At 67.3% G+C, this 23,448-nt stretch carries 21 protein-coding genes; 9 read left to right on the forward strand and 12 right to left on the reverse strand.

The features are described 5' to 3' along the window. The first annotated feature begins 1 nt into the window (after nucleotide 1). Nucleotides 2–1,033: a patatin-like phospholipase family protein gene (locus H1343_RS14400; RefSeq protein WP_185983535.1), complete on the forward strand. Its 1,032-nt coding sequence runs from the start codon at nucleotides 2–4 to the stop codon at nucleotides 1,031–1,033. A gap of 11 nt (nucleotides 1,034–1,044) precedes the next feature. Here the strand turns inward: H1343_RS14400 and H1343_RS14405 are convergent, their stop codons facing one another. Then, the gene (locus H1343_RS14405) at nucleotides 1,045–1,554 is read right to left on the reverse strand and encodes a GNAT family N-acetyltransferase (protein ID WP_185983536.1); all 510 of its coding nucleotides are present in this window, start codon (nucleotides 1,552–1,554) and stop codon (nucleotides 1,045–1,047) included. 310 nt (nucleotides 1,555–1,864) lie between these two features. On the opposite strand from H1343_RS14405, the gene H1343_RS14410 reads away from it, so the two are divergent. Next, the gene (locus tag H1343_RS14410) at nucleotides 1,865–2,854 is read left to right on the forward strand and encodes a glutathione S-transferase family protein (RefSeq protein WP_185983537.1); all 990 of its coding nucleotides are present in this window, start codon (nucleotides 1,865–1,867) and stop codon (nucleotides 2,852–2,854) included. Between the two features lie 3 nt (nucleotides 2,855–2,857). Here H1343_RS14410 and H1343_RS14415 read toward each other — a convergent pair whose 3' ends face one another. Next, a complete protein-coding gene (locus H1343_RS14415) occupies nucleotides 2,858–3,316 on the reverse strand; it encodes an NUDIX domain-containing protein (protein WP_246333120.1) in 459 nt (152 codons plus the stop codon). Between the two features lie 56 nt (nucleotides 3,317–3,372). Here H1343_RS14415 and H1343_RS14420 point away from each other — a divergent pair, with 56 nt between their 5' ends. Both H1343_RS14420 and H1343_RS14425 read left to right on the forward strand, forming a co-directional pair. Then, entirely contained in the window at nucleotides 3,373–4,335 is a 963-nt protein-coding gene (locus H1343_RS14420) for a metallophosphoesterase family protein (protein ID WP_185983538.1), read from the forward strand. A gap of 150 nt (nucleotides 4,336–4,485) precedes the next feature. After that, nucleotides 4,486–5,652 (forward strand): benzoate/H(+) symporter BenE family transporter, encoded by a 1,167-nt coding sequence (locus H1343_RS14425; RefSeq protein WP_185983539.1) that lies wholly within the window; start codon nucleotides 4,486–4,488, stop codon nucleotides 5,650–5,652. Here H1343_RS14425 and H1343_RS14430 read toward each other — a convergent pair. Together H1343_RS14430 and leuA are read right to left on the reverse strand one after the other, a co-directional pair. Beyond that, entirely contained in the window at nucleotides 5,645–6,265 is a 621-nt protein-coding gene (locus tag H1343_RS14430; protein ID WP_185983540.1) for a hypothetical protein, read from the reverse strand. The genes H1343_RS14425 and H1343_RS14430 overlap by 8 nt on opposite strands. Nucleotides 6,266–6,363: 98 nt before the next feature. Continuing rightward, entirely contained in the window at nucleotides 6,364–8,028 is a 1,665-nt protein-coding gene (leuA, locus tag H1343_RS14435) for a 2-isopropylmalate synthase (RefSeq protein ID WP_425484664.1), read from the reverse strand. Between the two features lie 380 nt (nucleotides 8,029–8,408). Between leuA and H1343_RS14440 the strand changes: the two genes are divergently transcribed. Together H1343_RS14440 and H1343_RS14445 are read left to right on the forward strand one after the other, a co-directional pair. Continuing rightward, nucleotides 8,409–8,951, forward strand: a complete 543-nt coding sequence (locus H1343_RS14440) for a TetR/AcrR family transcriptional regulator (protein WP_185983542.1) — start codon at nucleotides 8,409–8,411, stop codon at nucleotides 8,949–8,951. Continuing rightward, nucleotides 8,948–10,105, forward strand: coding sequence for an MFS transporter (locus tag H1343_RS14445; protein WP_185983543.1), 1,158 nt, complete (start codon nucleotides 8,948–8,950; stop codon nucleotides 10,103–10,105). The genes H1343_RS14440 and H1343_RS14445 overlap by 4 nt, the downstream gene beginning before the upstream one ends. 7 nt (nucleotides 10,106–10,112) lie before the next feature. Here the strand turns inward: H1343_RS14445 and H1343_RS14450 are convergent, their stop codons facing one another. From H1343_RS14450 to putA, 3 genes are all read right to left on the reverse strand, one after another. Beyond that, nucleotides 10,113–11,060, reverse strand: a complete 948-nt coding sequence (locus tag H1343_RS14450) for a cation diffusion facilitator family transporter (RefSeq protein WP_185983544.1) — start codon at nucleotides 11,058–11,060, stop codon at nucleotides 10,113–10,115. A gap of 4 nt (nucleotides 11,061–11,064) precedes the next feature. Further along, the gene (locus H1343_RS14455; protein ID WP_185983545.1) at nucleotides 11,065–13,254 is read right to left on the reverse strand and encodes an anthranilate synthase; all 2,190 of its coding nucleotides are present in this window, start codon (nucleotides 13,252–13,254) and stop codon (nucleotides 11,065–11,067) included. A gap of 234 nt (nucleotides 13,255–13,488) precedes the next feature. Next, nucleotides 13,489–16,575 (reverse strand): bifunctional proline dehydrogenase/L-glutamate gamma-semialdehyde dehydrogenase PutA, encoded by a 3,087-nt coding sequence (gene putA, locus H1343_RS14460; protein ID WP_185983546.1) that lies wholly within the window; start codon nucleotides 16,573–16,575, stop codon nucleotides 13,489–13,491. Between the two features lie 111 nt (nucleotides 16,576–16,686). Here putA and H1343_RS14465 point away from each other — a divergent pair, with 111 nt between their 5' ends. The 3 genes from H1343_RS14465 (at nucleotide 16,687) to choV (ending at nucleotide 19,208) form a co-directional block, all read left to right on the forward strand. After that, entirely contained in the window at nucleotides 16,687–17,160 is a 474-nt protein-coding gene (locus tag H1343_RS14465; protein ID WP_185985689.1) for an Lrp/AsnC ligand binding domain-containing protein, read from the forward strand. Nucleotides 17,161–17,313: 153 nt separating this feature from the next. After that, on the forward strand, nucleotides 17,314–18,156 hold the full coding sequence (gene choW, locus H1343_RS14470) for a choline ABC transporter permease subunit (protein WP_185983547.1): 843 nt from the start codon (nucleotides 17,314–17,316) through the stop codon (nucleotides 18,154–18,156). Further along, nucleotides 18,153–19,208: a choline ABC transporter ATP-binding protein gene (gene choV / locus H1343_RS14475; protein WP_185983548.1), complete on the forward strand. Its 1,056-nt coding sequence runs from the start codon at nucleotides 18,153–18,155 to the stop codon at nucleotides 19,206–19,208. The genes choW and choV overlap by 4 nt, the downstream gene beginning before the upstream one ends. A gap of 6 nt (nucleotides 19,209–19,214) precedes the next feature. Here the strand turns inward: choV and H1343_RS14480 are convergent, their stop codons facing one another. The 5 genes from H1343_RS14480 to H1343_RS14500 all read right to left on the reverse strand — a co-directional run bounded on the left by H1343_RS14480 (nucleotide 19,215) and on the right by H1343_RS14500 (nucleotide 23,353). Continuing rightward, entirely contained in the window at nucleotides 19,215–20,360 is a 1,146-nt protein-coding gene (locus H1343_RS14480) for an Mrp/NBP35 family ATP-binding protein (protein ID WP_185983549.1), read from the reverse strand. Between the two features lie 147 nt (nucleotides 20,361–20,507). Next, nucleotides 20,508–20,789: a glycine zipper domain-containing protein gene (locus tag H1343_RS14485; protein WP_185983550.1), complete on the reverse strand. Its 282-nt coding sequence runs from the start codon at nucleotides 20,787–20,789 to the stop codon at nucleotides 20,508–20,510. Between the two features lie 88 nt (nucleotides 20,790–20,877). Next, entirely contained in the window at nucleotides 20,878–21,219 is a 342-nt protein-coding gene (locus H1343_RS14490; RefSeq protein ID WP_185983551.1) for a hypothetical protein, read from the reverse strand. Nucleotides 21,220–21,314: 95 nt separating this feature from the next. Beyond that, the gene (locus H1343_RS14495; protein WP_246333122.1) at nucleotides 21,315–22,235 is read right to left on the reverse strand and encodes a sensor histidine kinase; all 921 of its coding nucleotides are present in this window, start codon (nucleotides 22,233–22,235) and stop codon (nucleotides 21,315–21,317) included. A gap of 323 nt (nucleotides 22,236–22,558) precedes the next feature. Then, nucleotides 22,559–23,353 carry a response regulator gene (locus H1343_RS14500; RefSeq protein WP_185983553.1) on the reverse strand — a complete coding sequence of 265 codons (795 nt, stop codon included), beginning with the start codon at nucleotides 23,351–23,353 and terminating at the stop codon, nucleotides 22,559–22,561. Nucleotides 23,354–23,448: the final 95 nt, after the last annotated feature.

Genomic DNA, 23,448 nt, shown 5'->3' on the forward strand with positions numbered 1-23,448 from the left:
GATGGCCGCGAAGAAGGTCTGTCTTGCCTTGCAGGGTGGCGGCGCCCACGGCGCCTTCACCTGGGGCGTGCTCGACCGGCTCCTGGAGATCGACGCGATCGAGGTGGCGGCGGTTTCCGGCACCAGCGCCGGGGCGATGAACGCGGCCGCGCTCGTCACCGGTTATCTCGAAGGCGGGGCGGACGCCGCGCGGCAGAGCCTCGAGCGGTTCTGGCGCACCGTCGCCCATCGCTCTCCGCTGGGGGCGGCCGAGCGCCAGCTTCCGGGCAAGAGCTTCCTCCCCTTCGCCGACAGTTTCATGCGCAGGAGCCTCGAGACGATGCGCGTCTTCGGGCAGCTTGTCTCGCCCTACCACCCCGCCCTTCCCGGCACGAACGCGCTGCGCGGTGTCATTGAGGAGACGATCGACCTCGAACGGCTCGCCAGCCAGCGCGACATTCCGGTCTTCGTCGCGGCGACAGAAGTCGAGAGCGGACGGGCACGGATCTTCACCGGGCCCGAACTCGGCGCCGACGCGCTCCTTGCCTCGGCCTGTCTCCCGAACCTCTTCCGCGCCGTCAAGATCGGCGGCACCGCCTATTGGGACGGAGGCTATGTCGGCAACCCTCCGCTCGCGCCGCTCTACGGCTGCGACTGCGGGACGGACGACCTTCTCCTCGTGCAGGTCACGCCGTTCGAGCGCGCCTCCGTGCCCGAGGACGCGTCCGAGATCATGAACCGCGTCAACGAGATCACCTTCAACGCCTCGCTTTTGCGCGACCTTCGCACCGTCGCACAGATCCAGAGGCTCGCGAAAGACGAGCATTTCGCGGACCGGACGCTGCGCGCCGTCGCCGCGCTGCGTGTTCACATGATCGCGGCCGGGTCAGAGTTGCAGCGGGGCGGCACAGCCGGCAAGCTCGATACGCGGTTCTCCGCTCTGACACGCCTGCGCGATCTGGGGCGCGCGGCGGCCGAAAGCTGGATGGGCGAGCATTACGGCGATGTCGGCATGCGCACCAGCGCGCGCGAGGCACTGGCCTCCCTCATCTGACCGGCAGCCGGTCAGCGCGGACCGACGGCTCCAGACAATCCCTGCAGCGCACCCGGTACGAGCGCGAGACCGAGGATGCGCCGCTCGTCCACCGGGCCGGGCATGAGGACGGAGCGCGCGGGCAGCGGCTCGTAGCCGAGCGGCATGTAATAGGCGCGGTCGCCGACGAGGAAGATCGCCGTCTCCCCGGCCAGGCGGGCGGCATCGGCCGCCATCGCCATCAGCGCGCGCCCGGCTCCCTTCCCCTTGAAGGCGGGCTTGACCGCGAGCGGGCCGAGCATCACCGCCGGCCGCGTGCCGACCATCACCCGCGTCTGTCGCACCGAGCCCACGAATTCGGCTCCGCGCATCGCCACGAAAGACAGAGAGCGGTCGTGCGGCGTCATCTCGCGCACCCGCGCGGCAGCGCGGGTGAACCGGCCCGGCCCGAAGGCTTCGGCGGACAGGGCTTCCACCGCCTCGTCATGGGCGGCGGTCTCAAGGGTGAATTCGATCTGGAGGTGCGCGGGAAGCGACATCATGGCTCGGGTTCCGGCAGGCAGGGCAATCTTGCCGCCCGCCGACCCCGAGAAGGGCTCAGGCGGAGGCGGCGCGCGGACGCGTGGCGTTGGCCACCGTCACCTGTCGTCGTCGCTCCATCCGCATGGAAGCTCCCCCCCCTAAAGCGCGCCCGGCGCGCTCCCGCTCGGATTCGCCCCATAGCACCGGCCGGCGCGTTCGTCCATCGCCATGCTTTCTCGCCTTGACGATCCGTCACCTCCAATCCGGTGGAACGGTGGCGCCGTGCCTGCTTTACGGACGGGAGGAAACCGGCAGAGACGGAGCAATGAGATGGGACTTCTGGTGAACGGCGAATGGCGCGACCAGTGGTACGACACGGAGAAGACGGGCGGCTCCTTCGAGCGCACCAAGACGAGCTTCCGAAACTGGATCACGCCGAACGGCGCGCCGGGCCCGGACGGGCAGGACGGATTTCCGGCCGAGAGCGGCCGCTATCACCTCTACGTCTCCCTCGCCTGTCCCTGGGCGCACCGGGCGCTGATCTTCCGCAAGCTGAAGGGGCTCGAGGAGGTCATCTCGCTCTCGGTGGTGGACTGGTTCATGGGCGAAAACGGCTGGGAGTTCTCCGACCGCCAGGGCACCATCCCCGACACGGTGAACGGCGCCTCGAAGCTCTACGAAGTCTACCTGAAGGCCGATCCGACCTTCACCGGCCGCGTGACGGTGCCGGTCCTGTGGGACAGGAAGACCGGGACGATCGTCAACAACGAGTCCGCCGAGATCATCCGGATGCTCAACACCGGCTTCGATGCCTTCGCGACGCGGCAGGCGCCGGACTTCTATCCGGCCGATCTGCGGGGCGAGATCGATGCGATCAACGCGACGATCTACGACGCGGTGAACAACGGCGTCTACAAATGCGGCTTCGCGACGAAGCAGGAGGCCTACGAGAGACCCTTCCACGCGCTCTTCGAAGCGCTGGACGAGCTGGAGGCACGGCTTTCGAACCGTCGCTACCTCATGGGCGAGCGCATCACCGAGGCGGACTGGCGTCTGTTCACGACGCTGGTGCGCTTCGACGCCGTCTACCACGGCCACTTCAAGTGCAACCTCAGGCAGATCGCCGACTATCCGAACCTCTTCGGCTACCTGCGCGAGCTCTACCAGTGGCCGGGCGTCGCGGAGACGACCGATTTCCACCACATCAAGCACCATTATTACGAGAGCCACGCGACCATCAATCCGACCCGGATCGTGCCGCTGGGCCCCGATCAGGATTTGGCGGGACCGCACGGGCGCGAGCGGCTGAAGGCGGCCTGACCCCTACCAGAAGGGGTCCGACGGCGTGCCCTCCAGAAGTTCGGCAAGGCGCCTGCGGGTCGCCTCGCTGGTGCCGTCCGGCAAGGCGTCCAGCGCGAAGAAAGCGCTTTCGGCGATCTCGCGGTCCGGCTCGCGCGGCGCGCTCTGCTGCACGCCATCGATGCGATAGAAGATCACATGGTCGCGGGACGAGCCCGCCCGGTTCAGATGAACCGAGACGAGGCGCGGTGTTTTCTCGCAAACGAGGTTGCCCTCCTCCGACAGTTCACGCCGCAGTGCGTTCTCGGCCGTTTCGCCGGCCTCCACGCCGCCGCCAGGCATCAGCCACCCCGAGACATAGGTGTGGCGCACGAGGAAGACGCGACCCTCCCGGTCGAAGGCCGCGCCGCGCACGCCGAGCGTCATCGGGCGGCGCACGAGATGGGCGAGGTGCAGCGCCCGCAGATAAATCGACCGCTTCACCGTTTCGCGAAGGCCCCTGCCCTTTCCTTGGCCGAAGCGCCGGTTAGATTGGCCGCATGTTCCGCCTTGCCCATCTGTCCGACATCCATCTCGGCCCGCTTCCACAAGTCTCGTACCGCGAACTCGTTTCGAAGCGGATCACAGGCTACATCAACTGGCAGCGCAACCGGAAACGGGCGATGTTCGGCGATACGCTGATCCACCTCGTCGCCGACATGAAGGCGCAGGCGCCGGACCATGTCGCCGTCACCGGCGACCTCGTCAACCTGGCCACCCGCAAGGAGGTCGAGGGCGCGAAGATCTGGCTGGAAGACCTCGGCGACCCGCACTGGGTCTCGCTGGTGCCGGGCAATCACGACGCCTACGTGCCCGGTGCGCTCAACCGCGCCTATCGCGAGTGGCACCCCTATCTGATCGGCGACCGCTACAGGAACGGCATGCGCAAGTTTCCCTATCTGCGCGTGCGCGACAACGTCGCGATCATCGGCGTCTCCTCGGCGGAGGCAACGGCACCCTTCTTCGCCACCGGCACGTTCAAACGCGGGCAGGCGCTGGCCACCGCGCGGCTTCTGCGGCAGACGAAGGAGAAGGGCCTGTTCCGCGTCGTCCTCATCCACCACCCGCCAATCTCCGGGGCGGCGGCGTGGTCGAAGCGGCTGATCGGCAAGCAGCTCTTTTCCAAGATGATCCGCGATCTGGGCGCCGAACTCGTGCTGCATGGCCACACCCATCTCGACACGCTCTACTGGCTCGGCGGCCCGGACGATGCGAAGGTGCCGGTCGTCGGTGTGCCCAGCGCCAGCCAGGGCGCGGGCGACGAAGAAAAGCCAGCCTCGCGCTACAACCTCTTCGAGATCGAAGGGGAGCCCGGCAGATGGTCGCTCGCCCAGCGCGAGCGTGGCCTCCGACCCGACAGCACCGGCATCGACTGGATCCGCGAGCGCGAACTTCTTGTGGATGGGCGCGCGGTGGAGGCCAAGCCGCGCGTCGACGCCAGGCCGGCGCGGATGGCGAGCTGATGCGAGGGGGTCGCCGGCTGTCGGGGGCAGGTGTTTTCGCCTCGCGGTCGATGCGGTAAGGCAGGCGAAGAGTCCTTCCGCGCATCTGGCTTTCCGAAATCCGAGAGGGGTTTGGGGCCGATGCCGTAGCGTCGAAAGCCGCCACCGCCCGTGCAAGCCTTCCTGCCGCCGATCGCTGCCGGCTTTCTTGCCGCCTTCGTCGCCTATTCCTCGACCTTCACCGTCGTCCTGCAGGGGCTGACCAGCGTCGGCGCAACGCCCGATCAGGCGGCGTCCGGGCTGCTCGCCATCTCGCTCGTCATGGGCCTCGGCGGCATCGTCTACAGCGCAGTCACGCGCATTCCGATGAATATCGCCTGGTCCTCTCCCGGCGCGGCCTTCCTCGTGGCGGCCGGCGTGCCGGAGGGCGGGTTCGCCGGCGCTGTCGGCGCCTTCATCGTGGCTGGGCTCCTGACGCTCGCCGCCGGCCTTGTGCGCCCCGTCGCGACGGCCATCGCACGCATTCCGAGCTCGCTCGCCAGCGCCATGCTCGCCGGCATCCTGTTCGATCTCTGCCTCGCGCCCGTCCGTGCCATGGTCGAGGCGCCTCTCGCGGCCGGTGCGATCATCGTCAGCTTCATCGCCATCTCGCTCTGGCGCCCGCTCTTCGCCGTGCCGGCTGCTACCGCCGTCACCGTCGCGCTCGTCGTCGCCGCGCTGCCGCCGGGCTTCTCCTTCGCGGGGCCACTCATGGCGACCCCCGTTCTCGTTACGCCCGAATTCCATCTTTCGGCGGCGGTCGGCCTCGGTGTCCCGCTCTTCGTCATCTCGATGGCCTCTCAGAACGTACCGGGCCTGACGATCCTGAAGGCCAACGGCTATGATCCCGCGCCCGGCCCGCTCTTTGCAACGCTGGGCGGCCTCGGCGTGGCCGCCGCGCCCTTCGGAGCGCATTCGGTGATCCTCGCCGCCATCACCGCGGGGCTCTGCGCCGGCGAAAGCGCGGGGCCCGACCGCAGCCTGCGCTGGATCGCGGGGGTCGTCTCGGGACTCTGCTACATCGCCTTCGGATTGTCGGCAGCGGTCCTTGTCGCGCTGACCGCTGGCTCGCCCCTGCTTGTCGCGACCGTCGCGGGGCTCGCGCTCCTCGGCGTCTTCGCCGCCTCGCTGAAAGCCGCGATGGAGCGCGACGGCGAACGCGAGGCTGCCGCGATCGCCTTTCTCGTGACAGCGTCCGGTATCGCGTTCTTCGGCGTCAGCGCCGCCGTCTGGGGACTTCTCGCCGGCGGGCTGGTGCTGGCCGCGCGCAGGCTCGCCGGGCGCCGCTTCCTCAGATGAGCGGGACGCCGCGCCAGGCCGCAAAGCCGGCGAAGGCCGCAAGGCCAAGGACGATACCGATAAGGAGCCAGGAGACGGCGATGACGAGACCGGCGGCAGGCCCTGCCGTGCGCGGCCTTGCCGGTGCCGCCATCGGCTCCTGCGAGCCGTCGCGGGCCGCGCTGCGCGCCGCCATGCCCTCGGCCGCGTTATCGATCAGCGCGAAGGCACGGTCACGCTCTACGATGCGTTCCGCGACATAGTCGGTCACGGCGTCGGCGACGATGCGCAGTTCCGGTGATTCGCACAGGGTGACGCGGCCGAGCCGGGTTTCCCGGGCGAAGTGGTAGGTGCGCCGGTCACGCGCCATCGTGACATGCGCCGTGCCGTCGACCCAGAAACGCGGCTGCGGGCCGCCCGAAAGATAGAAGTCGAAAAGGTCGTCCTCGGCCGGCACCGCCTCGACGATCGGCTGGAGTTCGTCGGCGAACATCTCCAGCCGCGCGCGGTCGGCCTCGCGGATGTCGACGACGACGTCGGTGCGCTGGGCGGCGGTGATCTTGGCGGCACGCACCGCCTCAGCCAGCCGCCGCGTGCCGCTCGCCGCCTTGCGCGTGATGTTCGCCTCGGCCATCTCCGCCACTCCCATCGGCGGCACCCGGCGCCGCTACTTTCCGTTACGTCATCTCCAGAGTAACGGGCAAGGCTGGCGCCGGGCCTTCCGCCGGTTTTTCAACCGGCGAGGATGCGGTTGGCGGCCGAGACGATCGCCTTCAAAGAGGACGTCACGGCGTTCTGGTCGATGCCGGCGCCGAAGACGCGGCCGCCCTCGTGCTCGATCTCCATGTAGGTGATCGCGCGCGCGTCCGAACCGCGCTGGAGCGAATGCTCGGAATAGTCCACGATGCTCATCGAGAGGCCGAGATGCCGGTTCAGGGCGTCGATGAAGCTCTCGATCGAACCCGAGCCGCGTCCCTCTATCGTCGCCTCCGTTCCCTGATCGCGGATCGTTGCCTCGAGGATGCGCGAGGCGCGGTCAGCCGTGGAGCGGGTGAAATGGTCGACATAGGCCACGCGCCCCTGCGGCTGCTCGACATAGGTGCGCAGGAACTCCTCGTAGATGCGCTTGGCCGGCAGTTCGCGCCCCTCCTCGTCGGTGATGCGCTGGATCGTCTCGCGGAACTCGACTTGCAAATTGCGCGGCAGGTTCAGCCCGTAATCGGCCTGCAGCACATAGGCGATGCCGCCCTTGCCGGACTGCGAGTTGATGCGGATGATCGCCTCGTAGGAGCGGCCGACATCCTTCGGGTCGATCGGCAGATAGGGCACTTCCCAAAGCGGCTTGTTGGCCGTCTCCTTCGCCTTCATGCCCTTGTTGATCGCGTCCTGGTGCGAGCCGGAGAAGGCCGTGTAGACGAGTTCGCCCACATAAGGGTGCCGCTCGCCGATCGGCAGCTGGTTGCAGTATTCGTAGACGTCCTTGATGCGGTTGATGTCGGAGACGTCGAGCTCGGGGTCCACCCCTTGCGTGAACATGTTGAGCGCCAGCGTCACCACGTCGACATTGCCGGTGCGCTCGCCATTGCCGAACAGCGTGCCCTCGACCCGATCCGCCCCCGCCATCAGGCCGAGCTCGGTCGCCGCGATGCCCGTGCCACGGTCGTTGTGCGGATGCAGCGACAGGATGATCGCGTCGCGATTGTCGAGATTGCGGCTCATCCACTCGATCTGGTCGGCATGGATGTTGGGCGTCGACATCTCGACGGTGGCCGGTAGGTTGAGGATCAGGCGGTTTTCGGGCGTCGGCTTCACGATCTCCGCAACGGCGTTGCAGATCTCCAGCGAGAATTCGAGCTCGGTACCGGTGAAGCTCTCGGGCGAGTACTGGAAGCGGTAACCGCCGCCCGCCTTCTCGGCGCGGTCGACGATCATCTTGGCCGCATCGGTCGCGATGCCCTTGATGCCCTCGCGATCCTTGGCGAAGACGACGCGGCGCTGAAGCTCGCTGGTGGAGTTGTAGAAGTGGATGATCGGGCGGCGCGCGCCCTCCACGCTCTCGAAGGTGCGCTCGATCAGCTCCGGCCGGCACTGCACCAACACCTGAAGGGATACGTCGTCCGGCACCTCGCCATTCTCGATCGCCCAGCGCGTGAAGTCGAAATCGGTCTGCGAGGCCGACGGGAAACCGATCTCGATTTCCTTGAACTTCATGTCCACAAGCAGCTTGAACATGCGCGCCTTGCGCTCGTGGCCCATCGGATCGACCAGCGCCTGATTACCGTCGCGCAGGTCCACCGAGCACCAGATCGGGGCCTTTTCGATGCGCTTGTCCGGCCACTGGCGGTCACGCAGATCGACGGGGGGATAGGGCTGATACTTATCGGCGGCTTTCGCCATCACGGGCGTGGAGCTCATGGGTCTTGACCTTCTTCGGCAGCGATGACGGGCGCGGATTGTCGCGGGACCTGCGTCATCGACCATTCAACGTTCGATGTGAAGCCGAAGGGACAGGGCGCTTCTTGTCGGCGCCGGCTCGACCGCCGGGCGCCCCTTCCTAACGGGCCCGACGGTCGCCGCTAAGGAGAAGGAGAAGGCCGAGCGAACGCGCGTCGACGCAGCGCGCGGCAGCGGCGCGGGTCGTGACCTGGATCATGGTCTGTGCAGCGTTCATGCCGGGAACATGCGGCAGGCCGCGGCGAAAGGCAAGAGGCGCGGCCCGTGCGCTGTCCGGCACGGTCGACCTTGTAATGTAAACCGATCGTTTTACATTGTTGTTGATGGACAAGCGCAACGACATCATCGCAGGGGCGAGCGAAGCCTTCGACGCGGGGGGCCTTCGCGGCGCCGGTATCGACGGCATCCTCGCTCCTTCCGGAACCTCCACCCGCACGCTCTACAAGCATTTCGGCTCGCGTGACGGGCTGGTGCTCGCCGTCCTGGAGGACCGCGACAACCGGTTCATGGAACGGCTCTCGCAATGCGACGCGGCCCCGGTGGACGCGGTCTTCGAGGTGCTGCGCGACTGGCTGCGCGAGCGCGGCGCGAACGGCTGCATGCTGATGCGCGCGCGCGCCGAATTCGGCAGCGGGAAGGCGGACATCGTCGCGCTCGTTCGCGAACGGAAGCGCGCCTTCGAGGAAGAGGTTGCCGCCCGCGTCGAAATGGAGACTGGCCGCGAGGACGCGGAACTCGCCACGCAGATCTGGCTCCTTTTCGAAGGCGCGACGGCGGCGGCGAGCGTCGCCGACCTCTCCGTCGTGGACGCGGCGCAGCGGGCCGCGCGACTGCTCGTGGTCGCCGCCAGGGAGCGCGCTCGATGAGCGGGCGTCTGAACCTCGTCGCAGCCGGTTTCGCACTGACAGCCGTGACCTACGGCCTCGCACGCTTCGCCTACGGGCTGCTCCTCCCCGACATCCGCGAGGATCTAGCGCTCGGCACTGTCAGCGCGGGCTGGATCGGCGGCAGTTCCTTCGCCGCCTACTGCGTCGGTATCATCTTCGCTTTCATGGCGAAGGGCAGCCTCGGCGAGCGCCGCATCGCCCTTCTCGCGGGCGTCACGGCGACCATCGGTCTCACGCTCGTCGTTTTCGCGCAGTCGGCCCTCGCCCTCGGCCCGGCCATCGCGCTCGCCGGACTCAGCACCGGCCTCACCTCGCCGCCGCTGGCCGCCGCCGTCTCACGTTCGATCGAGGACCATGCGCGGGCGAAGGCGAACGGGGCGATCAACGCCGGCACGGCCGCTGGCATCGTCTTCTCGGGAATGGCCGTCCTTGCCTTCGCGGGAAGCTGGCGGGAGCTCTACGCCCTCTTCGCTGCCATCGCGGCGGGCGTTTCGCTCTGGTTGTGGTTCGCCGTCCCCTCCGCCGAGAGCTACGAGGCGCGACCGGCGAGCGCCTCCCTTGCCGAGTTCAGGCGCCCGGGCGTTTTCGCGCTTTCGGCAAGCGCCGCACTCGTGGGTGTCGCATCGACTTCGATCTGGACCTTCGGTGCAAATCTCCTGCGGGAAGAGTTCGGCTTCGCGGACGGTGCCCTCGCCCTTGCCTGGATCGTTCTGGGGGCGGCCGGTGTCCTCGGCATCGCGACAGGCGCCCTCACCGACCGGTTCGGCGTCGGGGCGGTGCACCGGCTAGCCGTTCTGGCGATGGCTCTCGCGATCATGGCGATGGCAGCGGCGAGCGTCGTGCCGGCTCTCGCCTTCGCCGCGATGGGGCTCTTCGGCCTCGCCTACATCCTCTCGACGGGCGCGTTCCTCCTCTGGGGCATCGAGCTCTACCCCGACCGGCCGGAACTCGGTCTCGGCCTGCCGTTCCTGGTGCTGGCGCTCGGCCAGACGGCCGGCGCGCCGCTCTTCGGCGCCGTATGGGGCGCGGCGGGCAGCGCCGTCGTGTTGCCGCTCTTCGCCGCAATCATGGCCAGCGGGGCGGCAAACGCACCATCACCTGAAAGAAGGCAGGCGAGGGCAGCGGCCCCCTGACGGCCGGCTAGAGGATTGGCACGCCGGTCCGCTTGGCCTCTTCCTCGGGCTCGACATGGATCGTCACGACCGCGCCCTCGAACTCGGCTTCGAGCGCAGCCTCGACCCGGTCGCAGATGACATGCGCGTCGCCGACCGTCATCTCGCTCGGGACCACCATGTGGAATTCGATGAAGACCGCGCGGCCGGCGGCACGCGTCTTCAGATCATGGACCTCTATCGCGCCGTCGCCGTTCATCGAGACGATCTCGCGCACGCGCAGATCGTCGGCCGGCTCCATCGCCTCGTCGAGAAGGCCGGACAGCGACTTCGTCACCACATTGAACCCCTCCCGCAGGATGTTCAGCGCCACGAGCGCGGCGAGCGCCGGATCGAGCGCCGCCCAGCCGGTGAGGACGGCGAGGACAAGGCCGACGAGGACGCCCACCGACGTGACGACGTCCGCCATGATGTGCCGACCGTCGGCGTCCAGCGCCGGCGAGCGCAGTTCGCGCGCCTTGCGAAGAAGGAAGGTCGCCCAGCAGACGTTCACGAGCGTCGCGACGCCGTTGATCGCAAGACCCATGAGCGGCGCGTCCAGGAGGCGCGGTTCCTGCCACGCGCCCCAGGCCTCGCGCAGGATCAGCAGTGCAGCGAGGACGATGAGGACGCCTTCGACGACGGCCGAGAAGTACTCCGCCTTGTGGTGCCCGAAAGGATGTCCGGCGTCGGCGGGCTGGTGGGAGACGTGCACGGCCCAGAGCGCGACGAGCCCGGCGACGACGTTGACGATGGATTCCAGCGCATCCGAGAAGAGCGCGATGGAGCCGGTAACGGCGTAGGCCGCGTATTTCAGGCCGAGAACGATCACCGCGACGGCGACCGTCGCGATCGCCAGACGCAGGGTCGCACGCTCGCGTTGGGCGAGCGAGGCGCGCGGGCGCCCCGCCGGCTGATCGGCCGCGCTCGTGGTCATGCTCTCAGGCCGCCTTCGTCCTCGCCCGACGGGGCAGATGCTTCACGACATTCTCGATCATGCGCATGCCGGCCTCGCCACCGAGCGACATGATCGATTCCGGATGGAACTGCACAGCCGCCACGGGCTCGTGCTTGTGCTCGAAGGCCATGACCACGCCGTCGTCTGTCTCGGCCGTCACCTCGAAGTCCTTCGAGAGGCGAACCGGGTCGGCGAAGATCGAGTGATAGCGCCCGACCGTCACCTCGCCGGGGAGGCCCGCGAAGATCACGCCCGGCTTCTGCACGCGGATACGCGAGGGCTTGCCGTGGACGGGAACGTGCAGCGTGCGAAGCTGCCCGCCATAGGCCTCGGCAAGCGCCTGCAGGCCGAGGCAGACGCCGAAGATCGGCATGTCGCGCTTGCGCGCCTGCGCGATCGTGCCGCGGCAATCGAAATCGTCCGGCGTACCGGGCCCGGGCGACAACACGACGAGATCGGGAGCGACGCGGTCGAACACCTCCTCCGGCACGGGCGTGCGCACTGTGGTGACGTTCGCTCCCGTCTGGCGGAAGTAGTTCGCCAGCGTGTGGACGAAGGAATCCTCGTGATCGACGAGGAGGATGGAAACCCCTTCCCCGACCTTCGCGCCCGACCCGGCGGCGGGCGCGGCCTGCGCCTTGCCGGCTTCGCGGATGGCCGAGATCAGCGCCGAGGCCTTCAACTCGGTCTCGGCCTCTTCCTCCTCCGGGTTTGAATCGTAGAGAAGCGTGGCGCCAGCGCGCACCTGAGCGATGCCGTCCTTCAGACGGATCGTACGCAGCGTCAGGCCGGTGTTCATGTCGCCGTTGAAGTGCATCATGCCGACGGCGCCGCCGTACCAGGCGCGCGGGCTCTTCTCGTTCTTCTCGAGGAAGCGCATGGCCCAGAGCTTCGGCGCGCCCGTCACCGTCACCGCCCAGGCATGCGAGAGAAACGCGTCCATCGCGTCCATGCCCTCGCGCAGGCGGCCCTCGATATGGTCCACCGTGTGGATCAGGCGCGAATACATCTCGATCTGGCGGCGGCCGATGACGCGCACGGAGCCCGGCTCGCAGACGCGGCTCTTGTCGTTGCGGTCGACGTCCGAGCACATGGTGAGCTCGGACTCGTCCTTCTTGGAGTTGAGGAGTTTTAGGATCTGCTCGGAATCGGAGATCGCGTCGGCGCCGCGCTTGATCGTGCCGGAGATCGGGCACGTCTCGACGCGCCGGCCCGAAACGCGCACGAACATCTCCGGCGAGGCGCCGATCAGGAACTCATTGTCGCCGAGATTGACGAAGAACGAGTAGGGCGAGGGGTTGATGCTCTTCAGCCGCCGCGACACGGCCGAGGGCGCGCTCTCGCAGCGCTCAAGGAAGGTCTGCCCCGGCACGACCTCGAAGAGGTCGCCGCGCATGAACTTCTCCTTGGCGCGGCGCACGAGGCTCGCGTATTCGCCCGGCTTGTGATCCCCACGCGGCGGGATGGCGTCGGAGCGCTCGAACGGCGCGTCCGGATTGCCGCCGGAGAGCCCCTCGGTCGAGCGCCCGCCCTTCTCGAAGGTGAAGCGGTCGACATAGGCCGAGGCCGTGTGATGATCGACGGTGCGGATCTCGTCCGGCAGGAAGAGGACGAGGTCGCGGCCGTCCTCCGGGCGCTCCAGCGTCTCGGGCACGGCGTCGAACTGGAAGGCGAGGTCGTAGCCGAAGGCGCCGTAAAGGCCGAGATCGCCGTTGGCCGACGACTTGAACAGAGCGACAATCGCACGCAGCACCGAGAAGACGGTCGGCGCGCGCGAGCGTTCTTCCTCGGCGAAGATGCGGTCCGGCTCCTGGACGGTGAGGTCGATGCGCCCGCCGTCGACGGCGAAGGCGGCGATGTCGCCATGCCCCTTCAGCGCATCGGCGAGGAAGCCGAGGATGACGTCGCCGCGCGCGTTCAGCGCCTCGATGCGCATTTGCCGACGCGCCGCAGTGATGACGACGGGCGGATCGACGATGCCCGTGTCCCAGCGCGTATAGCGGCCCGGATATTCGTAGTTGGACGAGAAGACCGCGCCGCGCCGCGTGTCGAGGCGGTCGATCACCGCCTCCATCGCGCCGTCGTAGGGGATCGTCTCGCGAGAGCGCGTGACGGTCACGCCGCCTTCGGTGACGAAGCGCTCGGCGCCTTGGGTAATGGCTTCAACGGTCATCTTCGAATCGTTCCCTGTCGATGCCCGGGTTCGGCGGCCGTCAAAGAAAAAAGGCCGCCGGATGATCCGGAGCGGCCTTGGTTCGGTCGTCGCGCATGAGAGCGCAAAGCGTCACGGGCCGCCTGTCAGCGAGCCTGCCACCACTTCGTTGCGTTCGTGTTCCGCGTCATGGCCAGATCGTTAGCCAAAGCACGGGCCGGACGCAACGGGAAAGTCGTCGATCCGGCCCACCACCTATCCCGCATCGGCTGAGACGAGGCTGGCGTTGCCGCCGGCCGCCGTCGTGTCGGTGGAGACGACCTGCTCGCGAACGAAACGCAGGAGGTAGTTCGGCCCGCCCGCCTTCGGCCCCGTGCCGGACAGGCCCGAGCCGCCGAAGGGTTGCGAGCCGACGATCGCGCCGATCATGTTGCGGTTGACGTAGACGTTGCCGGCGCTGATCCGCTCGCTCACCGCCGCGATGGTCGTGTCGATGCGCGAGTGGATACCGAAAGTGAGGCCGTAGCCGGTCGCCTCCACCGCATCGACGGCCTTGCCGATCTCGCCGGCCTTGAAGGTCGCGACATGCAGGATCGGCCCGAACACCTCGCGATCAAGCGCCTGCGGACGATCGAGCTCGACGATGGCGGGCGCGATCCAGTGCCCGTCGGTCGGAAGGTCCGCGTCGAGTTCGGCCGTAAAGCGCACGCGCTGCGTCGCCCTCATAGTCTCCATGTGATCGCGCAGCATGGCGGCCTGCGCGGCGTCGATGACCGGCCCGACATCCGTCGCGATGTCACGCGGGTCCCCGATCGAAAGCTCGCGCGCCGCCCCTTCCACCATCTCGACGATGCGGTTAGCGACATCCTCCTGCACGAGAAGCAGGCGCAGGGCCGAGCAACGCTGGCCTGCGGAGCGGAAGGCGGAGCGGATCACATCGTCCGCCACCTGCTCCGGCAGAGCCGTGGCATCGACGATCATCGCGTTGATGCCACCGGTCTCCGCGATCAGCGGCGCGATCGGGGCATTGCGTGCGGCCAGCGCCCGGTTGATCGCGAAGGCCGTCTCGGTCGAGCCGGTGAAGGCCACGAGCGCGGTCGCGGGATGGGAGACAAGCGCGGCACCGACCTTGCCGTCTCCCGGCGCGAGCATGACGTGTCCGGCCGGAACGCCGGCCTCTTGTAGGATCGAGACCGCGAGTGCGGCGATCAGCGGCGTCTGCTCGGCCGGCTTGGCGATGACGACGTTGCCGCCGGCATAGGCCGCTGCAACCTGCCCGATGAAGATCGCCAGCGGGAAGTTCCAGGGCGAGATAGCGAGCGCGACGCCTCGCGAGCGGTAGCGAAGCCGGTTCTCCTCGCCCGTCGGACCGGGCAGCGCGACAGGGTTCTGCAACACCCGCTCGGCCTCGTCGGCGTAGAAGCGGCAGAAGTCTACGGCTTCGCGCAGTTCCGCGATGGCGTCCTCCAACGTCTTGCCGGCCTCGTCTGCCAGAAGCGCGAGGATTTCGGGCTCGCGCTTTTCCATCAGATCGGCCGCGCCGCGCAGGTGTGCCGCACGCGTCGCGGCGGGAACGACATCCGCTTCGCGGACGCTGGCGCGCGCCTTCTCGACCAGCGCGCTCGCGCCTTCGGGATCCAGAGCGACGACCTTGCCGACGAGACGGCCGTCGGCCGGAGAGCGCACCTCTCCGGCCGCCAGCGTCTGCATCCCCTTCGGCGGCTCGGCCGTGAGGCCTTCGAAGCGAACAGCATCGCGCGCGGCCAGAAGCGCGCCCAGCGCCTTGCGGTCGCCGAGTTCGACGCTGTGCGAGTTTCGGCGCGTGCCGAACAGCGCGGCGGGCGCCTTGATGCCGCCATGCGAGTGGCGGCCGCTGCGAAGGGCGTCCTGCGGATGGACGATCAGATCGGCGACCGGAACCTTCGGATCGCCCACCTTGGCGACGAAGGAGGAATTGGCGCCGTTCTCCAGAAGCCGGCGCACGAGATAGGCGAGAAGATCGCGATAGCCGCCGACCGGCGCGTAGATGCGGCAGGCGAGCGTGCCGCCTGTCTCCTCGCGCACCGCCTCATAGAGCGTCTCGCCCATGCCGTGCAGACGCTGGAACTCGAAACCCGTACGGTCCTCGCCGGCCATTTCGAGAATGGTCGCGACGGTGACGGCGTTGTGCGTGGCGAACTGCGGATAGAGCCGCGCGCGCTTGTCGAGCAGCGAGCGCGCCGCAACGAGATAGGACAGATCAGTCGCCGGTTTGACGGTATGGACTGGAAATCCTTCGGCGCCCTCTTCCTGCGCGCGCTTGATCTCGGTGTCCCAATAGGCACCCTTCACGAGGCGCACCATCATGCGGTTGCCGGCCTCCGCCGCCAGCGCATCGACATGCTCGATCACGGCTAGCGCGCGCTTCTGATAGGCCTGGATGGCAAGACCGAAACCGCTCCACCCCGAGAAGTCGGAGGTCGTCACCACCGCGTCCATCACGTCGAGCGAGAGTTCGAGGCGCGCAGCCTCTTCCGCGTCGATCGTAAAATTGAGGTCGTAGGACCGTGCCTTCTCGGCAAGCTCGCGCACGACGGGCACGAGTTCGGCAAGCACCGCCTCCCGGTGCGTCGGCTGGTAGCGCGGATGCAGCGCCGAGAGCTTGACCGAAATACCCGGCCTGTCCGGCAGCGCCTTGTTGCCGGCCGCGCGCCCGATCGCTTCGATGGCGTCGGCATAGGAGCGGCGGTAGCGCTCGGCGTCGGCACGGGTGCGGGCGCCTTCGCCGAGCATGTCATAGGAGTGGCGATAGCCCTTCTTCTCCGACGCTCGGGCGCGCTCCAGCGCGTTCTCGATCGTCTCGCCGAGCACGAACTGGCGGCCGAGAAAGCGCATGGCCTGACGTGTGGCGTTGCGCACGGCGGGCGCGCCGACGCGCTTGACGAGGCCGGACAGGACGCCGGACGGGGTCTCGCCCGGTCGGATGATGCGAGCCGAGAGGCCGAGCGCCCAGGCGGAGGCGGCCATCAGCGCGCCGTCACCGACCGGTTCACGGTTCGCCCAGTCGCCCGCGCCGATCTTGTCCTCGATCAGTTTGTCCTGCGTAGCCTTGTCGGGCACGCGCAGAAGCGCCTCCGACAGGACCATCAGCGCCAGCCCCTCGCGGCTCGACAGGCCGAACTCGCGCAGGAAGTCCTCCACCGCGCCCACGCCGCTCGCCCGAGCGCGGATCGCCTCGATGAGCCGATGCGCGCGCGCATCGACAGCCGCGCGCTCGTGCGGCCAGCCCTCGACATCGCGCAGAAGTCCGGCGACCGCCGTCTCGTCGGAGGGGGCGAAGGGAGCGGAGAACGGAGCTGGCATGGCACCTCGCGAAAGCTGGCTGGACAACGCGCCGCAAGATACAGACTTGCCCGCGGCGCTTCCCACTGATTAAGCCGCTGACGACCGAGCTTTCCGATGAAGGACGATCATATGGTCGAGGAAACCACAGCGATCGATGCGAAGGACAGGCGAATCCTCGCTTTGCTACAGGCGAACGGGCGCCTGACGACGGTTGAACTGTCCGACCGCGTGCACCTCTCGCCCACAGCGACGGCAGCACGAGTGAAACGGCTGACCGAAGCGGGTTTCATCCGCGGCTATGTCGCGCAACTCGACGCCGCGCGCCTCGGCCGGGGGATGATTGTGTTCGTCGAGGTCAAGCTCGACCGCACGACGGAGGACGTCTTCGCCGAGTTCGCGCAGGCGGCCAAGGCCAACATCGATATCCTCGAATGCCATATGGTGGCAGGCGGCTTCGACTATCTCCTGAAGGCGCGCGTGCGGGACATGGAGGCCTATCGCGCCTTCCTGGCGAAGGCTCTGGCCGAGCTTCCGGGCATCCGCGAAACCCACACCTACGCGGTGATGGAAGAGATCAAAAGCACCACCGCGATCCCGCTCTGACCGCGCCCCGTCTGCCCAATTTCGGCCCGAGTTTGGCATTCGGGGCTCTTGCCGTTACGTTCTAGCGACCTTTCTAAACGTTCAGAGCCCGCCCCCGACGGCGGGCTTCTACGTTTTTACGATGGAACCGAAACGACAGGGCGACGCGCACAAGTGGACTGGCTACGAGCAAACAAGATCCCGATCGGCTCCTACGGAGAGGCCGCGATCGACTGGTTGATCGACAACTTTCTTTGGCTGTTCGACACGATCAGCAACATCCTTTCCACCATCATCGCAGGGCTGCTCTATGTCCTCGCGACACCCAGCCCCCTCATCGTCATCGCCGCCTTCGCGCTCGTCGCCTTCGCCCTACGCCGCTCGATCCTCGCCGCTCTGACGACGGCGGCCGGACTTCTTCTGATCGTCAATCTCGGTTACTGGACGGAGACGACCCAGACGCTCTCGCTCGTCCTCGCCGCCACCTTCGTGTGCATGGTGATCGGCATTCCGCTCGGCATCCTCGCGGCCCGGCGCGAGTGGATCTACAACATTATGCGTCCGGTTCTCGACCTGATGCAGACGATCCCGACGTTCGTCTACCTGATCCCCGCACTGATCCTCTTCGGCCTCGGCACGGTGCCAGGCCTCGTCGCGACGGTGATCTTTGCCCTGCCCTCGTCGATCCGCCTGACGCGGCTCGGCATCGTTTCGACGCCTCGCCAACTGGTCGAAGCCGGCGACGCATTTGGCGCAACGCCCGTCCAGCGGCTCTTCGCGGTCGAAATCCCTTATGCGCTGCCGCAGATCATGGCTGGGCTCACACAGACCATCATGCTGTCACTCTCGATGGTGGTGATCGCCGCGCTTGTCGGCGCCCCAGGCCTTGGCGTGCCCGTTCTTCGCGCGCTGAACACCGTGGACATCTCGCGCGGCCTCGAAGCCGGGCTCGCCATCGTGATCCTCGCCATCATCCTCGACCGCTTCTTCCGTATCGACGAGGAGGGCCGCAAATGACCCGCGCACCGATCGTTTCCTTCGAGAACGTCTCCATCGTCTTCGGACGCGGTGGCGAACGCGCCCTGCCACTGATCGATCGCGGCGCGAGCCGCGAGGAGATCCGCGAGGAAACCGACACGACACTCGGCGTCGCGGACGCCACGCTCGACATCCACGAGGGCGAGATCTTCGTCCTGATGGGCCTTTCGGGTTCGGGCAAGTCGACGCTGATCCGCGCCGTCAACGGCCTTGCGCCCGTCACGCGCGGACGCGTCCTCATCGACACCGGGCATGGCGCAACCGACCCGCGCGCCTGCGGCAGCGGTGAATTGCGGCGCCTTCGCCGGCGCGACGTCGCCATGGTGTTCCAGCAGTTCGCACTCCTGCCCTGGCGCTCGGTGGCGGAGAACGTCGCGCTGGGGCTCCAGTTCGCCGGTGTCTCCAAGCGCGAAAGGCGCGAGCGGGCGCTGGCCCAGCTCGAGCTCGTCGGCCTTGAGGATTGGGCGGATGCGCGCGTCGGCCAGCTTTCGGGCGGCATGCAGCAGCGCGTCGGCTTGGCCCGCGCCTTCGCCACGGACGCGCCGGTCCTCCTCATGGACGAGCCCTTCTCCGCACTCGATCCGCTGATCCGCAACAAGCTGCAGGACGAGCTACTTGACATCCAGCAGAAGGCGAAGAAGACGATCCTCTTCGTCAGCCACGATCTTGACGAGGCCTTCAAGCTCGGCAACCGCATCGCCATCATGGAGGGCGGGCGTATCGTGCAGGTGGGCGAGGCGCGCGACATCGTGCGCGAGCCGGCCAGCCCCTATGTTGCGGACTTCGTGGCGCACATGAATCCGCTGAGCGTCCTCACCGCACAGGATGTGATGGTACCTCTGCTGGATACTGCGCAGGACGCGCGGTTCGCCGGCATGTCGCAGCCGACAACGCCGCTGCGCAAGGTGATGGAGACGCTCGGCGAGACCGGCGGGGAGGTCGCGGTTTCCGATAAAGGCCGCATCCTCGGCCGGATTGGCGACCGTCAGATCGTGGCGGCGCTCAATCGCGGCGGGCCGACGGCCGCCTGAGTCGGGCTATTCGAAGACGATGGCTGGCGCCCTCGGGGCAGCCGCGCCATCGAGACCCGCGACCACCTTCGCCGCAACGTTCGCGTAGGCAATCGAGTGCGCGCCGCCCGGATCAGCCGCAACCACCGGGCGCCCCGCATCCGAGCCCTCGCGGATCGCCATCTCCAACGGGATCTCACCCAGGAACGGCACGCCCAGCCGCTCGGCCTCCGCCTTGGCGCCGCCATGTCCGAAAATGTCGTAGCGTTTGCCGGTGTCGGGGGCGACGAAGTAGCTCATGTTCTCGACGATGCCGAGGACCGGCACCTCGACCTTGCGGAACATGGCAAGACCGCGCCGCGCGTCGATGAGGGCGAGATCCTGGGGCGTAGAGACGATGACGGCTCCGGCGAGTGGCACCTGCTGGGCCATCGTCAGCTGCGCATCGCCCGTGCCGGGCGGCATGTCGACGACGAGGACGTCGAGAGGCGCCCAGTCCACCTCCCTCATCATCTGCGTCAGCGCCGACATCACCATCGGCCCGCGCCAGATCATCGGTGTTTCCTCCTCGACGAGGAAGCCGATTGACATAGCCTTCAGGCCGTAAGCGCTCATTGGGCGCAGCGTGCGCCCGTCCACCGTCTCGGGCCGGCCGGACAGGGCCAGGAGCCTCGGCACGGACGGACCATAGACGTCGGCATCCAGAAGACCGACCTTGAGGCCGGTGGCCGCGAGCGAGAGCGCGAGATTGACGGCTGTGGTGGATTTGCCGACGCCGCCCTTGCCCGAGGCGACGGCGACGATGTGCTTCACGCCGGAAATCCCCGCCGGTCCCGACGCCCGGCGAGGAGCCGGCGCAGCGGGCGGCGCATTGCGCGGGGCGGGCGCGCGACGCGCAGGCATCGAGCCCTGGGGGGCGGGGCGACGCTCGGCCGTCAGCGCAACCATTGCACCGGTGACCCCCTCGACGGAAGCGGCAGCGGACTCCGCCGCGCGGCGCAGGGGCTCCAGAGCCTCGGCACGCTCGGCAGGCACCGTGAGCGAGAAGAACGCCTTGCCGTCCGCCAGGAAGATATCGGACACGAGCCCCTGCGCGACCACGTCGCTTCCGCCCAGCGGAGATGGAACGCCCCGCAGGGCTTCGAGGATTCTCGCCTTCAGATCGTCGCTCATCGCCATCCCGTTCGCTCTGGCACCGACATGGGGGATGACGGCGCCGCCGCCAAGCTTCTCAAGCCGAAAATCGGAGCTCTTCCAAATGAAAAGAGCGCACCCGGCCGAACCGGGAGCGCTCTCTCAAGGCCTTGATGGGCGAATGGCTCAGTAGCCGGCAGGGCAGGCCGCCACGTACCGCTGACCGCGGCCATCACGGTAGACGCACTCGCCCGGACGGTTCGTCGCGGCACCAACCAGCGCACCAGCAGCGGCGCCGACACCGGCGCCAATCAGAGCGCCTTCGACATCACCGCCAATCGCGCCGCCAATGGCAGCGCCACCAAGGCCACCGATCGCGGCCGGTGCCGCGATGTTGCGGTCGACGCCCTGGCAACCCGCCAGACCCAGAGTGACGATCGACACCGCCGCGATCACGATTTTTCTCATTTCGGTAGCCTTTCCAGCCTTTGTGTCCCCGTTCGTAGCAAGGGCGCAGCACTATGGTTTCAAGATGACGTGAGGAAAATAATCTGGCTCACCTTACAGCCGAGGTCGCGGTCGCCGACTGCCCAGCGCTCCGCGCCTGACTGACGACAATCGTGTCTTCTACCTCCGGCATGATTTCGACGCGCAGTTCACCGCCGCGGCTCACTCCCCACTCGATCGTTGCCGACTGGTCGAGAAGTTCTTCGGACACCGCGGTACATTTACCGAGGATACGATCGTCGTAGGTAGAGGAGAAGCGCATCTGGATGGCCATTTCCCGCTCACAATCCGCGACGCTGTCGTAGGCGGGCGCGGGCACGGGAATTTCAGAGCACTGCGAACCGTCGGCGTTGCATCCGACGAGCAGCATGATGGCGACGAGATGTTCCATGGCGTTCGAGCTCCAGTTGCCGCTACAACTGCGAACGACTTGTCAAGTTCCAATTTCGCTGAAAATTCGCCGAGGCATCGATGCGAACCGGGCCGCTATTCGATGATCTCGAACTGGGTCTGCGGGATGCTCAGGGAGTAGCTGACGCCCTCCGGCGAATAACGAAGAATGGCCTCGCCGCCGACGGAATTCGGCACGATCCGCTCCAAGGTGGAAGTGCCGAAGCGCGTGTCGTGGTCACCCGTCACACGGGGACCGGCGATCTCCTGCCAATCGAGAAGCAGCGTCGGTTCGCCGTTCTTCAGGACAACCTGCGAGCGGATCTCGACGCGTCCGCCGTGCATCGAAAGGGAGCCGTAGGACGCCGCGTTGACGGCGAGTTCGTGCAGCGCGAGACCGACATGCAGCGCGGCCGTCGGCGAGAGATAGACGTCGACCCCGGAGACCGAAATCTGCGCCATCCCGTCCGGCGCGTAGCGCTCGACCTGCGTGGTGACGAGGCCGAAGAGATCCGCCCCGCGCCAATCCGCATCCGTCACGATGTCCTGAGAGGAAGAGAGCGACTGGATGCGGCCGCGGAAGCGCACGAGAAACTCCGGCACCGTCACTGAATGGCGTGCAGTCTGGCTGGCGAGGCTCTGGATGATCGCCAACAGGTTCTTGGAGCGGTGCGAGAGTTCACGCAGCAGCGTCTTGAGCGTTTCCTCGCGCTTTTTCTGGCCGGTGATTTCGAGTGAGGTGCCGATAACTCCACTGACGGAACCGTCCGCGTCATGATCGACGTTCAACCGCACGTCGTACCACCGAGTGCCGTCCGCTCCCGAAACGGGCAACTCGAAGCGCGCCGGCTGACGCCCTTCGAGGACGGCAGCCTTGATCTCCCGGGCCCGCTGCGCAGCGCTTGATTCGAGGAGGTCGTCGTCACAACAGCCTGGCGTCACGCCCGAAAGCCAAGAACGCTCCGTGTTGTACGCCCAGAGATATCGAAGATCGAGATCCTGAGCGAAGACGCTCATTTCGGTTCCCGAGAGGGCCTTGAGCGCCTTCTCCGGGCTCATCCGCTCCACCCCCTACCGACCTGGACACGCTGCCTTGACCGCGCATGACGGCGCTGCAGCGGTCGCAACGCTGACCCGTTCTCGAGGACGGCGCGGCGGCCAGCACCGCGCTCGCTCGTGATGGTCGGGTCATGCTGCAGCATCGTTCACCAAGTCTGGTCGAGGTCAGGAAAACGGCCGTCAGGCCGGCCGCTTCTCCCACTTGAAAGCCATCGTCAACGGCGCTTGTCGGGGGAAGTTCCAGCGCACGAAGATCGGGAATGGAACCTGCGCCGCCCGCCTCAGGCGGCCGCGCGCTTTTCGCTTTCGAAGAACAGTGCCTGGCTGATAAGTGCCTTGACCATGTCCGGGTTGAACGGCTTGGTGACGAGGAAGGTCGGCTCCGGGCGCTCACCGGTGAGCAGGCGTTCGGGAAAGGCGGTGATGAAGATCACCGGCACCGCGACCTTGGCGAGGATGTCGTTGACGGCATCAATGCCGGACGAGCCGTCGGCGAGCTGGATATCGGCCAGGACCATGCCCGGCTTCTGCTCCTCGAAAAGCGCAAGCGCCTCCTTGTGCGTGCGCGCGATGCCCGTGACGCCGTGGCCGAGGCTCTCGACCATCTGCTCGATATCCATCGCGATCAGAGGTTCGTCCTCGATGATCATGATGTTGGTCGAAACCTGGCGACCGATGTCCGAGCTCGCCTGATCGATCAGGCGGGAGAACTCCTCGCCATCGACGCGCAGGATCGAGGCGGCCTCGTCTGTCGTGAAGCCTTCCACCGCTACGAGAAGGAAGGCCTGGCGCGGGAGCGGCGAGATGGCGCGCAGATTGCGCGACGCCGTCTCCTCCCAAGCCGACACGGGCGCGTCTTCACGGATGTTCACGTCCAGCGACTGCCAGAGCGAGGAAAACAGCTTGTAGAGCGAGATGCGCGGGCTTTCCTGCGTGTCGAAAAGGCTCGGCTCAGCGATCAACGCTTCGAGCACGGCTGCCACATAGGCGTCGCCGCTGGCCTGCGAACCACTGAGCGCGCGCGCGTATCTGCGAAGATAGGGTATATGCGGCGCAATGCGCGACGACATCGACATGAACTCTCCCCACGGATCGACCTGACCGGAAGACCTGAAGCTGCGACGATCGCCGGATGGACCCCCTGGCGCCGTCATTCGGAAATGATTCCCAC

Source organism: Aureimonas mangrovi (assembly GCF_014058705.1).
GTDB lineage: Bacteria > Pseudomonadota > Alphaproteobacteria > Rhizobiales > Rhizobiaceae > Aureimonas > Aureimonas mangrovi.